Genomic DNA, 15399 nt, shown 5'->3' on the forward strand with positions numbered 1-15399 from the left:
AACGAAGATGACAGATGTAACCACACCTCACACCAAAAGCTTCCGGATGCCGTCGATGTCCGTCCTCGGGCCAATCATCGCGCTGATCGTCCTTTTGGTCATCGGCGCGCTGATGAACTCCAACTTCCTAAGTGCGGCGAATATCACCAACGTGCTTGCCCGCTCGGCCTTTATCGGGATCATCGCGGTGGGGATGACCTTTGTCATTACCGCCGGGGGGCTTGACCTCTCTGTCGGGTCGATGGCGGCCTTTATCGCGGGGCTGATGATCTTGGTGATGAACGCCGCTTTGCCAAGCCTCGGCGTCGGCGTGCCGATTATCCTGTTGGGGATGTTCACGGCCATCGTCGCGGGGCTACTGGCGGGGTTGTTGAACGGCTTTTTGATCACCGCGCTTGGCATTGAGGCGTTCATCGTCACGCTTGGCTCCATGGGCATCTACCGCTCGCTGGTGACGTGGCTGGCCGATGGCGGCACCCTGTCGCTCGATTTTGGTCTGCGCAGTTTCTACCGGCCCGTTTACTTTGACGGGATCCTCGGGATCAGTTGGCCGATCATCGTTTTTGCGCTGGTGGTCATCATCGGCGAAATCATCATGTCGCGCACCGTCTATGGCCGCCACTGCGCCGCCACGGGCTCCAACGAACATGTCGCGCATTATTCCAATGTGAACGTCAACCGCACGCGGCTGATCTCTTATGCCGCTCTGGGCATCTTGGTGGGCATCGCCACGATCATGTATGTGCCGCGCCTCGGCTCGGCCTCGGCCTCGACCGGGGTGCTGTGGGAGCTGGAGGCCATCGCCGCCGTTATCATAGGCGGCACCGTGCTTAAGGGCGGTTTCGGTCGGGTCTGGGGCACCGTCATCGGCGTGCTGATCCTAAGCCTCATCGGCAATATTCTGAACCTCACCGATTTCGTATCGCCATATCTCAACGGGGCGATCCAAGGGATTATCATCATTCTCGCTGTGATCCTACAGCGCGAAAGGAAGACGGCGCTTTAAGCCGTAGTTGAATGCTTCATGGGAGGAGCAAAAATGACATTTACCAAAACATTCATTGCCACAGCGCTGGCCACGGCTGTCGGTACGGGCGCCTTTGCCCAAGAGACCAAGGTCATCGGCGTCTCGATCCCGGCGGCGACCCACGGCTGGGCGGGGGGCATGAACTTCCACGCCAAGGAAACCGTCGAGCGGTTGGAAGAGGTCTATCCTGACCTCGACTTCGTGCTCGCCACCGCGTCGGACCCCGGCAAACAGGTCAACGATATCGAAGACATGGTCGCCACACGCAACATCGACGCGCTGGTGGTGCTGCCGTTCGAATCCGATCCGCTGACCCCGCCGGTGCAGGCTGTGGCCGACGGCGGTGCATGGGTGACGGTGGTCGACCGGGGTCTGTCGGTTGAAGGCATTCAAGACCTCTATGTGGCGGGCGACAACAGCGGCTTTGGCAAGGTCTCGGGTGAGTTTATGACCCAGCAAATGCCCGATGGCGGCGATATCGTCGTGCTGCGCGGCATCCCCACCACCATCGACAATGAGCGTGTCGAGGGCTTCAACGCGGCGATCGAAGGCTCCGGCATCAATGTGCTCGACATGGAGCATGGCAACTGGAACCGCGACGACAGCTTTACCGTGATGCAGGATTTCCTGTCGAAATACCCCAATATCGACGCGGTCTGGGCCTCGGATGATGATATGGCGATTGGCGTGCTGGCCGCGATTGAGGCCGCAGGGCGCGATGATGTGAAATTCGTACTCGGCGGTGCCGGCATGAAAGAGATGATCAAGCGCACAGCCGATGGCGACGCGATGATCCCGGCCAATGTGACTTATCCGCCTTCGATGATCGCCACCGCGATTGAACTGACCGCCGTGGGCCTCACCTCCAACGCGCCGGTCTCGGGCACTTTCGTCATCGGTTCGGTTCTGGTGACCCAAGAGAACGCGATGGATTTCTACTATCCTGACAGCCCGTTCTGATGGCCAAGGCCACCGGCAGCCCGCCGGTGGCCCCCTTTCATTTGTATAGTAATGAGTACCGCATGACCTATCTCGGCTTGGACCTAGGCACCTCGGGCGTCAAAGCGCTTTTGATCGACGAAGGCCAAAAAGCCTTGGCCGAGGGTCATGCCCCGTTGGAGGTTCAGCGCCCACACCCGATGTGGAGCGAGCAGGACCCTCAATCATGGATCACCGCCTGCGAGGCCGCGATTGCGCAGGTCCGCGCGGTGGCCCCCGTGCACTTTGCAGCGCTGCGCGGCATTGCCGTGTCGGGCCAGATGCACGGTGCCACGCTATTGGATGCCAACGACCGGCCCCTGCGCCCGGCAATCTTGTGGAACGATGGCCGCGCCCACGCCGAATGCGCGGAGTTGGAAGCGCGCGCCGATTTTCGCGGGCTAGGCGGCAATATTGTCATGGCAGGTTTTACTGCGCCCAAGTTGCGGTGGGTGCAAAAGCATGAGCCTGAGGTTTTCGCACAGGTCCGCAAAGTTCTGTTGCCCAAGGACTATGTCGGTCTTTGGCTGACGGGGGAACATGTCTCGGAAATGTCTGACGCGGCAGGCACGCTTTGGCTTGATGTCGGCAACCGCGATTGGTCTGATGAATTGCTCGCCGCCACGGACCTGACCCGTGATCATATGCCACGCTTGGTCGAAGGCAGCGCGCGGGCGGGCGGGCTTCGGGCGGATCTGGCCGCCGACTGGGGTGTCAGCAATGTCGCCGTTGCGGGCGGTGCAGGCGACAACGCTGCCACCGCCGTGGGGCTGGGGCTGGTGCAACCGGGGCAGGGGTTTTTGTCACTCGGCACTTCGGGCGTGCTGTTCACCGTGACTGACCGTTTCGCCAGTAACACTGAGAGCGCAGTGCATAGTTTCTGCCATGCGGTGCCCGAGACATGGCACCAGATGGGCGTGATCTTATCGGCCACGGATGCGTTGGCTTGGCTGGGGCAGATCACCGGGCAGAACCCGGCGGCGCTGGCGGGCATGGTGGGGGACGTGGCGCAGCCCTCGCCAATCACTTTCTTGCCCTATCTTTCGGGCGAACGGACCCCGCATAACGCACCCAATGCCACCGGTGCCTTCCACGGTCTGCGCCGCGCGCATGGGTTGCCCGATATGGTGCAAGCGGTGATGGAGGGGGTCGGCTTTGCATTTGCCGATTGCTGTCGTGCGCTCGAACACTGTGGCTCCCTGCCTGAGCGTGTCTGCGTGGCGGGTGGGGGCAGCCAGTCGGAAACCTGGCTTCAGATGATCGCCGATATCACTGGCCTGACCCTCGACGTGCCCGAAAGTGGCGCGCAGGGGGCAGCGCTTGGGGCGGCGCGGCTGGCGATGCTGGGCAGCGGTGAGGTGGCGCAACCAGAAGTGATTGTGCCCCCGAAAATCCGCAAGAGTATCGCCCCCAATCCCGCACTCAAACCAGCCTATGCGAGAGGCTACGCAGCCTTCCGTGCCGCTTGGAATGGGGCGTCAACCTAGCGGATAGCTTGTGGGGAAGATCTCCTCGACCGGCGGATGAAACAGCGTCCGATCAGGATATTGTGCCACCATGCCATCGAACTGCGCCTGCGCGCGGCGGTGATACTCCCCCTCATCGACACCGGGGATGATGCCATCGCGCATGACGAATCGCCCGGCAATCATCACGTCAGACACATCACGGCCCGAGCCGTTCAGCAGCAGGGTTTGGATCGGGTCGATGCGCTGGCCGATGTCGGGGTTATCAAGGCGGATCACATTCAGATCCGCTGCCGCACCGGGGACGAGCCGCCCCAGATCTGGCCTGTTCAACGCCTCCGCTCCACCCAAAGTGGCGGCATTGTAGAAATCGGCGGCGCTCACACAGGTCGCATTCCCTTCGGCAATCCGGGCCGTCATCACGCCAATCGCCATATTCTGTATCATATCCGCCGGATGCGTATCGGTGCCCATGCCAATGGTCACCCCAAGGTCGCGGAAGCGTGGAAAGGACTGCATCACCTTCCCGCCCCGCGCCATTACCAGCGGGCAATGCACCAAGGCCGCGCCTGATTGGCACAGAATGTCATGGTCCGGCGCGTCATGGGTGATCCCGTTGACGCCCGATAGGAACAGACCATGCGGCAGGATCGTTGCGGGGGCGAAGAAGGTGGTGTCCCGCAGCAATTCCAGCGGGCTTTTGCCGTGCTGTTGCAACACCAGATCGTATTCCAGCCGGGACTGGCAGCAATGCAGCCGGATCGGTACGTTATGGGCGCGTGCGGCGGCACCGCTTCGGGCCAGGAGGTCGGGCGTACAGGTTTCGATCCGGTCGGGCGCCAGCATCGTCCGGATCAGCCCGCCGTGGGTGTTCTCATGGCGGGTGATGAAGGCTTCGGCATCTGCAAGCCCCTGAAACCCGCGCGCTTCGTCATAGTGAAAACCGATCTGCCGCTCCGCATTCACCACCAGATTGCCGCTGCGATAGGCGGGGCCAAGGTAGACCCGCAGCCCGAGGTCCGCTGCTGCATCCGCCGCGGCGTCAAACTCTTCCGCAGTCTCTCCCCAAGCGCGGTAAAACAGCGAAGCGATAGGCAGTGCCGTGGTGATGCCGTTGCGAATAAGGCGGGAGAAGGCGTAGCGTTTTTGAAGTGCCAGTTCCTCGGGCGAATACATCTCGCGTGGCCCGGCCTGCATATAGCTCTCGGGCCAGACCCGACCCTTGAGTTCGGGCGGATGATTGTCATAACCCAGCACGGTGGTGTCGAGGTCGGCCAGCGCGTCGAGGTCGATGAACCCCGGCCCAATCATGGCCTCTCCGAAATCGATGGTTTCGCTCACGTCACCGTCGAAGTCATCGCCGACGTGCAGCACCTTTTCCCCTTCAACGACGACCGTACCATTGCGGAAGAGACGGTGCTGGCCGCCTGCATGACCGACGACCCAAGCGGCGGTCAGAGCCGTGCGCCTCATGCCGTTTGCCATGTCGCCTCCGTCACGCCGTCACGCGCCACGATCTGTCCTCCGGAAATGACCAACCGGCGCGGCGGGCGCAGGGTGATCGCTTCCGAGACCGCCTCAACATCCACCAGCACCAGATCGGCGCGGCTGCCTTCGGTGAGGCCGTAGCCCTCAAGCCCCATCACCCGCGCCCCGTCGGTGGTGCAGGTGTCGAGCGCCCAGGCGACCTCAACATCGGCGCGGAAATTGTTGCGCAGGCCGACAAGCATCGCGCGTTCCAACATGCAGGCGTTGCCGTAAGGCGTCCACGTATCGCGGATGCCGTCATTGCCCGCACAGATCGCAATGCCCCGCTCGCGGCAGGCCGCGACCGAAGGCACCGGGCGCGAGGCAGGCGCAGTGGTGGCCAGCGACACGTCCAACGCCGCGATCCGGTCAAGCAGTGCGGCGACCCGCGCCTGATCGTTCATGCCAAGGCAGAAGGCATGGCTGACCGTCACCTTACCCTGCATCGCCAGCGCCTCGGTCCGATCGAGGATCATCTCAAGGCTGAATGCGCCCATCTCACCCGGCTCGTGCAGGTGAATGTCGATTTGCTTGCCGTGTTTCTCAGCCAAGCCAAAAACGGCATCAAGCTGGCCCTTAGGGTCACGGTCAATGCCGCAGGGGTCCAACCCGCCGACAATCTCGGCCCCGTCGCGCAGGGCTTGGTCCATCAACTCAACTGTGCCGGGGCGGATCATCATGCCCGATTGCGGGAAGGCGACGATCTCGATCTGCATGACCTCGGCGTAGCGGTCCCGCGTCGCGGCGACCCCTTCGAAAAGGCGCAGCCCATGGTCGGTGTCGATATCGACATGACTGCGGATCGCTGTCGTACCTTTGGATAGCGCCAGTGCCACCTGCCGCGACGATTGGCGCTCCGGGTCCATGTCCAACTCGTGGCGCAGATGGCGCTCGGTGTCGATCATCTGCTGCAGGCTTTTGCCCTGTTGATGTGGATGCCATGGCATGCCCCAAAGCGTCTTGTCGAGATGCGCATGGGCGTCGATGAGGCCGAGCAGGGCGAGCGCGTCGCTGCAGTCTTCGACGGTGACATCGCCAGTTGGCGTGACCTCAGGAGCGATCCGGGCAATGCGCCCCTCTTCGATCAATACATCGGTTTTCGCGGCACCCATCAGGCGCAGGTTCTTGAGCAGCAGGGGCTTGGTCATTTTCTGGTCCAGTCTATCTTGTCAGGGGGGCTAGGCGCGGCGGCGCTTCAGCGGCTTGTTTCACGCGGGGCAGGGCGTAGGCACCTGCCTTGCTGGTCAACAGCCCCGTGGCGGCCAAGCCCGCGGCCATGCGAATGGCAAAGCCCACGCCGTCGATCACCGGCACCCCGGCGTCGCGGCCCAGTTGCTCCAAATGCGCGCTCATGCCTGCGCAACCCAGGACCACGGCTTCGGCCCGATCTTCTTCGACCGACTGGCGGATCTTGCGGGCAATGAGGGGCAGAGTTTGCACGGGGGCGAACTCAAGGTCGAGCACCGGGATGTCGGCGGCATGGACCGCGCAGAGCGCCCGGCCACAGCCATAGCGATCCCCAAGGTCTTCGATGATCGGCACGGCGCGGGGCAGGGTTGTGACCACGGAAAAGCGCTTGGCGATCCTTCCGGCCGCGATCAGCGCGGCTTCGCACAGGCCGATCACCGGCCCCATCGCCACGGCGCGTGCGGCATCAAGACCGGGATCGTCGAAACAGGCGATCACATGGGCCACGGCGCCCTGCGCTTCAGCGGCGATAATGGCGTCGAGCATGGCGGGCACGGCGCGGGCCTCGTCGGCATAGCCTTCGATGCTGGGCGGCGTGCCGTGCGCGGTCACGGCCATGATCTCGATCCCCGGCCCGGCATGGGCGCGGGCGGTGCGGGCGATGGCTTCGGTCATCCCCACGGTCGAGTTTGGATTGATGAGGTGGATTTTCATGGGGCGGCTTTCCGTGTCACGCCAGCGGGAGGCTGGGCGGGGGCCCTCAGCTCGAACTGTCGGTCAGAGGTGATGTAATTGTCAGCATGCAGCCGCGCGATCGGCTGGTAGTTCTCGGGGCGCACATAGCGGCCTGCGTCATCAAGACAGTTGTCGCGGATATGCATCTGTACGACCCGACCCAGAATGATCTCGCGCCGCTCGTATCTGATGGTCTCGGCCACCACGCATTCCATGGCGCAGGGGCTTTCCGCGATCCAACCGCCTTCGATCTGGTTGGCCGGCGTCATGGTCAGCCCGGCGGTGGCGATCTCGTCCACGTCCGGCTCATAACTGATGCCGCAGGTGATCATCGCTTGCGCCAGCGCCATGTCGACCATGTTGACACAAAAGCTTTGTCGCGCGTTGATGTTGTTCACCGTGTCTTTGACTGTGCCATCTGGCCGGGTCTGGATGCCAAGGATCACAATGGGCGGCTCTTGCGAGAAGACGTTGAAAAAGCTCATGGGGGCCGCGTTGGCCACCCCATCGGGGCAAAGCGTCGTGACCAGCGCGATGGGGCGCGGGGCGACGAAGCTGGACAGCAGGCGGTAGCGGTCGCGCTCGGGCAGAGTGGTGAAGTCAAATTCCATCCCGCTACTCCGCCGCCAGCCGCAGCCATGTCGGCAGCCGCCCTTCGTCCGCCGCGTGACAGGCCGATTTCTGACCGCCCGCGCGCAGGTGCAATGCCGGTGCCACGCTGCGGCAGGTGTCATTCGCCAGCGGGCAGCGCGGGTGGAACGAACAGCCGGGCGGGGGCGAGATCGGGTTCGGCACCTCGCCCGCCACCGGGGTCCGTTCGGTGCCGCCGACAGTGAGTTTAGGCACGGTTTCCATCAGCAGACGCGTGTAAGGGTGCTGCGGGTTCTCAAAGATTTGCTCCTTGGGGCCGACCTCGACGATCTTGCCAAGATACATCACCGCCAGCACATCGGCCATGTACCAGACCACCGCCAGATCGTGGCTGATGAAGATGTAGCTCATGTTGAACTCATCCTGCAGGTCTTTCATCAGGTTGAGGATTTGGCTCTGCACACTCACGTCCAGCGCTGAGGTGGGTTCGTCACAGATCAGCAGTTCGGGCCGTGTCGTGAGGGCACGGGCGATCGAGAGGCGTTGGCGTTGGCCGCCCGAAAACTCATGCGGAAACTTCTTGGCGTCGGCAGGGTTCAGGCCCACTTGGCTCAGCAGTTTTTCCACTTCGCGGGTGACCTCGGCGCGGGTCTTGCAGATGCCGAAGTTCTTTAGCGGCTCACCAATGATGTCACGCACCCGCCAACGCGGGTTGAGCGAGGCATAAGGGTCTTGAAAGATCATCTGCATCCGGCGGCGCAGTTCGGGGGGATTGCCGGGTGGCATATGGGTGATGTCTGTCCCCTCAAAGCGGATGGCGCCCGCGCTTGGCGTGTGCAGCCCCATCAGCAACCGCGCCACGGTGGACTTGCCGCAGCCGGACTCGCCCACCACGGCAAAGGTCTTGCCACGCGGCACGTCAAAGCTGATGTCGTTCACCGCCGTCAGGATGCGGCGCGGGCGGCGTTCCAGCACCCGGTTGAGGAAGGGTTCGGACACATCGAAGCGCTTGGAGATATTCTGCACGCTGAGGATGTCGTCGGGGGCGATCTGGGGGGTCATGCTGTCTCTCCATAAAGGTGGCAGGCGACTTGGCCGGTGCCTGCATCCTGTGGCGCGGGGCGCAAGCTGTGGCAGTGTTCCATCGCACGCGGGCAGCGCGGGGCAAAGGCGCAGCCGGGGGCGGGGTTGCGCAGGCCGGGCATCGCGCCCTCGATTTGCGTAAGGCGGCGGTCGCGGTTGCCGATCTGCGGGATCGAGGCCATGAGGCCCCGCGTATAGGGGTGCAGCGGCTCTTCGATGACCTGTTTTACGTCGCCGATCTCGACCAGCCGCCCGGCGTACATCACCGCGACGCGGTCGGCGGTCTCGGCGATCACGCCCATGTCGTGGGTGACCAGAACCACCGCCGTGCCATTCTCGCGGCAGAGCCGTTTCAGCAGGGCAAGGATCTGCGCCTGCACGCTCACATCAAGCGCCGTGGTCGGCTCGTCCGCGATGATCAGCTTCGGCTCGGCACAAAGCGCCAGCGCGATCACCACACGCTGCCGCATCCCGCCCGAGAACTGGTGCGGATATTGGTCGAGCCGCGCCTCGGGGGCCGGGATGCCGACTTCGGCCAGCCAGTCGATGGCGCGCTGGCGGGCGGTCTTGTGATCAAACCCCAGATGCACGCGCATCGTGTCGATGAGTTGCTCGCCCACGGTATAGACCGGGTTGAGGCTGGTCAGCGGGTCCTGAAAGATCGCGCCGATTTCTTTGCCCCGGATGCGGCGCATCTTTTCGGGGGGCAGGTTGTCGATCCGTGCGCCACGCAGGCGCACCTCGCCCGAGCGGATCAAGCCGGGCGGTTCGATCAGCCCGGTAATCGCCGCCCCGGTGATCGACTTGCCTGCGCCGGATTCACCGACCAGCCCGAGGATTTCGCCTTCGTCGAGATCAAGGCTCAGCCCCTTGACGGCCTCCAACGGGCCGCGGCGGGTGGGGAATTCGACAACGATATTGTCCAGTTCAAGAAGTGACATTGGGGTACCTCACCGCAATTTGGGGTTAAGCGCATCGCGCAGCCAGTCGCCCAGCAGGTTCACCGCCAACACGAGGATCGCCAGTGCCGCGGCAGGGAAGACGACGACCCACCAGATGCCCGAAAACAAGAATTCATTGCCGATCTGGATCAGCGTGCCGAGCGAGGGCTGGGTGGGCGGCATGCCGACACCCAGAAAGCTCAGCGTCGCTTCGGTCAGCACCGCCATGCCGAGGTTGATGGTGGCGATCACCAGCACCGGGCCAAGCACGTTGGGCAAGATATGCTTCATCATGATTGCCACCTTACCGGTGCCGAGCGTGCGCGCCGCCTCGATATATTCCTTGCGGCGCTCCACCATGGTCGAGCCGCGCACGGTGCGGGCGTATTGCACCCAGTTGGTCAGGCCGATCGATAGGATCAGCACGATGAGCGCCGACTCGGCCTGCGCCGAACTGGGCAGAGCGCCGCGCAGCACACCGTTGATGAGCAGCGCCACGAGGATCGGCGGGAAGCTGAGCAGGACGTCGGCAATCCGCATCAGCACCGCGTCGACGATCCCGCCGAGAAAGCCACCAAGCAGTCCGAGGGTTACCCCCATCACAGCGGCGAGGATCACACTGGCGAAACCCACCAGCAGGGAAATCCGCATCCCGTGCATGATAGACGACAGCACATCACGGGCCTGCGTGTCGGTGCCGAGGAGGTAAGCGGTACTGCCGCCCTCGACCCAGAACGGGGGCAATTCACTGTCGAAAAGGTCCAGTTCTGCGATGTCGAAAGGGTTCTGTGGCGCGAGGCTCGGGGCAAAGATCGCCGTGAGGAACATCGCCAGCAGGACCAGCGCCGAGATGACAGCCACCCGTGATTTACGGAAACTGTAGGTGATATCGCTGTCCCAGAAGGCGTACAGCATGGGCATGAAGTTTGACATATTCTGCTCCTCAGACGCCGCGCGCGGGCGTTCTCTCGGCCCGCAGGCGCGGGTCGGCGACGTTGTACAAAAGGTCGACCAGCGTGTTGATGACGACAAAGATGAAGGACACCAGCACCAGATAGGCGGCCATGACGGGGACATCGGTGAAGTTCACCGCTTGGATAAAGAGGAACCCCATGCCCGGCCATTGGAAGACCGTCTCGGTGATGATGGCAAAGGCGATGAGCCCGCCCAATTGCAGACCGAAGATGGTCATCACCGGGATCAGCGTGTTCTTCAGCGCGTATTTAAAATGCAGCATCCGGCTGGGAATGCCCCGCGCCTTGGCGAACTTGATGTAGTCGGCACGCAGCACCTCTAGCATCTCGGCGCGCACCAGCCGCATGATCAGCGTCATCTGGAACAGGGCGAGCATGATCGCGGGCAGGATTAGCGCTTTGAGGCCCGAGGTGGTGAGGAAACCCGTCGTCCACCAGCCTAGATCAACCACCGTGCCGCGCCCGAAGCTGGGCAGCCAGCCGAGGGTGACAGAGAAGACAAGGATCAGCAGGATGCCGGTCACGAAGGTCGGCACCGAAATGCCCAAGAGAGAGACCACCTGCAACCCCTGGCTCAGCCAGCCGCGTGGGTTCAGTGCGGTATAGATGCCCAAGGGGATGCCAAGCGCCAGTGCAAGGCTGGCCGCGACCAGCACCAGTTCGGCGGTGGCGGGGAAGCGTTCGGCCAGAAGGTCCGAGACGGGGCGGTTGTTGCGGTAGGATTGGCCGAAGTCGCCTTGGGCGGCATCGACGATGAAGCGCCCGTATTGCACCAGAACAGGATCGTTCAGCCCCATCTTCTCGCGCATCTCGGCGCGGTCCTGAACGGTGGCATCTTCGGGTAGAAGGTTGGAAATCGGGTCGCCCAGAAAGCGAAACATCAAGAAGGCGATCGAGGCGACGACGAGCATCACCAGCGCGGCCTGAATGATACGGCGGATAAGAAAGGCAAACATGCTGGCCTCCGGCTGGCAAGGGAAGGGTGACGGGCGTGGGGAGGTCGCCCGCCGGGGGAGGTTACTCGATCCGGGCGAGCCAGAGGCGCGGCTTGTCATCCGCGGTCTGGGGGATCTTCACGGCGTCACGGGCGGCCCAAGACAGCGGCTGCGCGTGGAGCGGCAACCATGCCACTTCCTCATCCGCGATGCGGAAGGCTTCAACCATCATCTCGTGCCGTTTCTCGGCGTCGAGTTCCGTCGCCACCGCTTGGGTCAAACGGTCGACCTCGGCGTTGGAATAGCCGCCGGGGTTCCATGTGCCCATCTGCCCGCCGGGGGTGTGCAACATGGCCGAAAGGACCGAGTAGCCGTCGAGCATTGGCAGCGTCGCCCAGCCCAGCATGAACATATCCGTCTCATTGGCGCGGGCGCGCTCAAAGTGGATCGCCTTGGTCTCTGCCGTGAGGTCCGCCTTCACGCCGACGCGGGCAAACATCGCCGCCAGCGCCTGACAGATCGCCGCGTCGTTGACGTAGCGGTCATTGGGGCAGTTCATGTTTAGGCTGAAACCTTCGGGATAGCCCGCATCGGCCAGCATCTGCTTGGCCTTTTCGAGGTCATAGGCGGGGATTGCATCGACACCTTCGTCAAAGCCCGGCACCTGCGGGGCGACCAGCCCACCAAGGTTGCGGGATTTGCCGCGCATGATCTTGTCGCGCAGCAGGTCATAGCTGATCGCATGGACCAGCGCCTGACGGACCTCGACCTTTTGCAGCGGGTTGCCGTCTTGGTTGGGGTTGTTGGATTTGTCGGACATGTTGATGCCCATCATGATCGCGCGCAGGCCGGGGGCTTCCAACACATGCATGCCGTCGGTGGACTCGATCCGCTTGGCGTCCTGTAGGGGGGAGGGGAAGATCATGTCGAGTTCGCCAGACAGCATCGCTGCCACGCGGGTCGCGTCGGAGTTGATCGGGTTCAACTCGATCCGGGTCAGGTTGTGCTGCGGCTCGTCCCACCAGCTTTCGTTCACGGTCAGCACAGTCTGCGCGTCGGGGGTGCGGGATTCAAACCGGAAGGGTCCGGTGCCATTGGCATTCGAGGTCGTGTAGCCCTCTTCGCCCTTCTGCGCGTCGATCGGGTCAAGCGCGTCATGCTCTTCCAGCCAGCCGCTGTCAAAGATCAGCACGTTAGTCAGGAAGTTGTTCAGAAGCGGGTTTGGCCCGTCGAGCATCAGATCGACCGTCATTTCATCGACCATCTTGGCGTCGACCAGCCCGGCGATATTGCCGCGAATGGGCGAGTCTTCATGCGCCGCGCGTTTCACCGATGCCACCACATCCTCAGCCGAGAAGTCCTGACCGTCGTGGAACTTGATCCCTTCGCGCAATGTGTAGCGCACGGTGGTCTCGTCGATCTGCTCCCAGCTTGTGGCCAAGGCCGGCTCAATCTTGAGGTCCGCATCATAGCGCACCAGCGCCTCATAGACGTGGTTGAGGAACGAGACGGTAAAGCTGTCGGTCATCGAGTGCGGGTCAAGGCCGTAAAGATCGCCATTGGTGCCCAGCCGGAACGTCTCGGCCTGAGCGCCCCCGGCACAGGCAATCGCCAGTGCGGAGGTCGCGGTAAATAGAAAATTACGCGGTGTCATTGTTATCTCCCTGTTGCGGCTGCCAAGCGGGCACAGTGGGCCTGCATCACAGCGACTGAAGATAGGCTGGCATGATTCCATTTTTCTGTCTACAATTATTGTTAACAATTTTTGAATACACTAATTGCTTGCATAATATCGGTCACTTCGGCGACAATCGGAGCAGTTATAAAAATGAACATTCGATAAGGGGTCGGCAGTGACGAAAGCAAAGCTTACGGAAAAGCAGATCTACGAACGGATCTGGAAATCCATCGCCGAACGTCGCCTGCCACCCGGCACGCGACTGAAAGAAGAGCGCCTGTGCGAGATTTTCGGTGCAAGCCGTCCACGTATCCGCCGTGCGCTCGATCAGTTGACCCATGACGGATTGGTGAGCCATATCCCCAACCGCGGTGCCTTTGTCACCACCCCTTCGGTTGACGAGGCACGAGACGTTTTCTTTACCCGGCGCGTGGTCGAGAGGGGCGTGATCGAAGCGCTGAAAAAGCACGGTGCACAGGAAAAACTCGTCGCATTAGAGGCCCATATCGCCGAGGAGCGCGAAGCGCTGGCCGAAGGGGACACGGCGCGAATCATCCGGCTCTCGGGGGCGTTCCACATGCTCTTGGCCGAGCTTGCCGCTTCACCGCTGTTGGCCGACATCCTACGCGATCTGGTGTCGAAAAGCACACTTGTGACGGCTGTTTTCCAGCCCAAATGCGATGCCCAATGCGGCCCGGATGAACATGCCGCGATTGTGGCGGCCTTGGCCGCGGGGGATTTTAAAACCGCACAAACCGCCATGGACGCGCATCTGGTCGAGGCCGAGCGCCTGCTGGAACTAGAGGTTTCGGGCGATGGAAACGGGCTGCAGGACGACGTTCTGGGCACGGCTCTGAGTGAGGACCTGTAATGACCATCCGCGCGATCACCAACACCACCGCCATCACCATGGACCCCGCCCGCCGGGTCATCGAGAATGCGACAATCCTGATAGAAGCGGACCGCATCACCGCCGTCGGTCCCGCCGTTGAGGTCAGCATCCCCGACGGGGCAGCGCGTATTGCGGGGGAGGATATGATCACCCTGCCGGGGCTGATCGACAGCCATGCCCATGCGGGCCATGGTCTGACCCGCAACTTGGGCGGCGGGGATGGCGATGCGTGGTTTCAGGCCTGCGAAGACATTTATACGCGCGGCTCCACCCCCGGTTTCTGGCAAGCCGAGGCGCGGCTCTCGGGATTGGAGCGGTTGAAGGCCGGGATCACCACCTGCACCATGCTGCTCGGTGGCGGCGCGGATCATTATCGCACCGATGCGACCGAAGCGGGCAATCTGCACTGCGCCGCCACCCGAGAAATCGGCATCAGGACCATGCTGGCTGTAGGCCTGAACCGGCGGCCTTTTCCGAAACGCTACACAAGCCTTGATCTGACGCGCGACATCACAATGTCATTCGAAGATCAACTGGCGGTTTGCGGTGAGTTGGCACAAAAGCACAACGATCTGCTGGAAAGCCGGACCGGCATCTGCCTGATCATGCCCGTCTACTCCCCCGCGGAATCCGCGCAAGACCCGGATGAGATCCGCCAGATGTGCGACGCGGCCATGGCCCTGCGCGAAAAGCACGGCCTTCGCTTTACCCAAGACGGGCACCGCGACGGTTCGATTGCGCTTGCCGAAAGCTTTGGCATCCTCGGTCCCTGGGCCTATCTGTCGCATTCGGTTGACCTGACCGCCGAAGACATGGAGGCCGCAAAACGCAGTGGCGCCTCCATCGTGCACAACCCCTCGGCTATCATGTCGGTGTTGGGTCGCTGCCCTGCGCCGGAACTGCGCGAGATGGGGGTGAATGTCGCCCTTGGCTCTGACGCGGCGGCACCGGATCGGGGCTATGACATGTTCCGCCACATGGCCCAATGCCTGCACTACCACCGCCGCCACTTCCGCGACCCCGAGGTGATGATGCCGCTCGACGTCTTGGAAATGTGCACCATCGACGCGGCCAAGGCCATTGGGCTGGAGGATGAGCTCGGGTCACTGGAAGTAGGCAAGAAGGCCGATATCATCCTGCTGGACCGGCGCAAACCGCATCTCTATCCGCCAATGATGCCTCTGACGACCGTGGCGCAATTTGCCAATGCGGCGGATGTGGATACGGTGATCGTGAATGGCGAGGTCCGCATGCAAAACCGCCGCACGGCGCTGGACGAGGGGGCAATCCTTGATGCAGCAGCGCAGGAGCTGCAGGAGGCCGTGGCCCGTTGTGACCTGACGCATCTGTTGGCAGAGCAGGGGGCGGCGGGTTAGGCCGCCCC

14 protein-coding genes are annotated in these 15399 nt (G+C 62.6%); 5 read left to right on the forward strand and 9 right to left on the reverse strand.

Features of this window, described 5'->3' with window-relative positions:
• Positions 1–7: 7 nt before the first annotated feature.
• The 3 genes from K3759_RS18020 (at position 8) to xylB (ending at position 3492) form a co-directional block, all read left to right on the forward strand.
• Complete coding sequence (locus tag K3759_RS18020; protein ID WP_067624941.1) at positions 8–1006, forward strand: ABC transporter permease; 999 nt, start codon at positions 8–10, stop codon at positions 1004–1006.
• A gap of 33 nt (positions 1007–1039) precedes the next feature.
• Positions 1040–1987 (forward strand): ABC transporter substrate-binding protein, encoded by a 948-nt coding sequence (locus K3759_RS18025; RefSeq protein ID WP_259985950.1) that lies wholly within the window; start codon positions 1040–1042, stop codon positions 1985–1987.
• A 62-nt stretch (positions 1988–2049) separates the two neighbouring features.
• Positions 2050–3492, forward strand: coding sequence for a xylulokinase (gene xylB / locus K3759_RS18030; protein ID WP_259985952.1), 1443 nt, complete (start codon positions 2050–2052; stop codon positions 3490–3492).
• Here xylB and K3759_RS18035 read toward each other — a convergent pair.
• The 9 genes from K3759_RS18035 to K3759_RS18075 form a co-directional block, all read right to left on the reverse strand.
• Complete coding sequence (locus K3759_RS18035) at positions 3484–4956, reverse strand: chlorohydrolase family protein (protein WP_259985954.1); 1473 nt, start codon at positions 4954–4956, stop codon at positions 3484–3486. The genes xylB and K3759_RS18035 overlap by 9 nt on opposite strands.
• Entirely contained in the window at positions 4941–6146 is a 1206-nt protein-coding gene (locus K3759_RS18040; RefSeq protein ID WP_259985956.1) for an amidohydrolase family protein, read from the reverse strand. Before K3759_RS18040 ends, K3759_RS18035 begins: the two co-directional genes overlap by 16 nt.
• A 13-nt stretch (positions 6147–6159) precedes the next feature.
• Positions 6160–6900, reverse strand: coding sequence for an aspartate/glutamate racemase family protein (locus K3759_RS18045; RefSeq protein ID WP_243263544.1), 741 nt, complete (start codon positions 6898–6900; stop codon positions 6160–6162).
• On the reverse strand, positions 6897–7532 hold the full coding sequence (locus K3759_RS18050; RefSeq protein ID WP_259985960.1) for a flavin reductase family protein: 636 nt from the start codon (positions 7530–7532) through the stop codon (positions 6897–6899). Before K3759_RS18050 ends, K3759_RS18045 begins: the two co-directional genes overlap by 4 nt.
• Before the next feature lie 4 nt (positions 7533–7536).
• A complete protein-coding gene (locus K3759_RS18055) occupies positions 7537–8574 on the reverse strand; it encodes an ABC transporter ATP-binding protein (RefSeq protein ID WP_259985962.1) in 1038 nt (345 codons plus the stop codon).
• Positions 8571–9536, reverse strand: coding sequence for an ABC transporter ATP-binding protein (locus tag K3759_RS18060; protein ID WP_259985964.1), 966 nt, complete (start codon positions 9534–9536; stop codon positions 8571–8573). The genes K3759_RS18055 and K3759_RS18060 overlap by 4 nt, the downstream gene beginning before the upstream one ends.
• 9 nt (positions 9537–9545) lie before the next feature.
• Positions 9546–10469: an ABC transporter permease gene (locus tag K3759_RS18065; protein ID WP_093928662.1), complete on the reverse strand. Its 924-nt coding sequence runs from the start codon at positions 10467–10469 to the stop codon at positions 9546–9548.
• 10 nt (positions 10470–10479) lie between these two features.
• Positions 10480–11466: an ABC transporter permease gene (locus K3759_RS18070; RefSeq protein WP_259985966.1), complete on the reverse strand. Its 987-nt coding sequence runs from the start codon at positions 11464–11466 to the stop codon at positions 10480–10482.
• Positions 11467–11527: 61 nt separating this feature from the next.
• Positions 11528–13099 carry an ABC transporter substrate-binding protein gene (locus K3759_RS18075; protein WP_259985967.1) on the reverse strand — a complete coding sequence of 524 codons (1572 nt, stop codon included), beginning with the start codon at positions 13097–13099 and terminating at the stop codon, positions 11528–11530.
• A 199-nt stretch (positions 13100–13298) separates the two neighbouring features.
• Here K3759_RS18075 and K3759_RS18080 point away from each other — a divergent pair, with 199 nt between their 5' ends.
• Positions 13299–13994: a GntR family transcriptional regulator gene (locus K3759_RS18080; RefSeq protein WP_259985968.1), complete on the forward strand. Its 696-nt coding sequence runs from the start codon at positions 13299–13301 to the stop codon at positions 13992–13994.
• Positions 13994–15391, forward strand: a complete 1398-nt coding sequence (locus K3759_RS18085; protein WP_259985970.1) for an amidohydrolase family protein — start codon at positions 13994–13996, stop codon at positions 15389–15391. The genes K3759_RS18080 and K3759_RS18085 overlap by 1 nt, the downstream gene beginning before the upstream one ends.
• Positions 15392–15399 lie beyond the last annotated feature (8 nt).

Origin of the sequence: Sulfitobacter sp. W027 (assembly GCF_025143985.1) — a bacterium.
GTDB lineage: Bacteria > Pseudomonadota > Alphaproteobacteria > Rhodobacterales > Rhodobacteraceae > Sulfitobacter.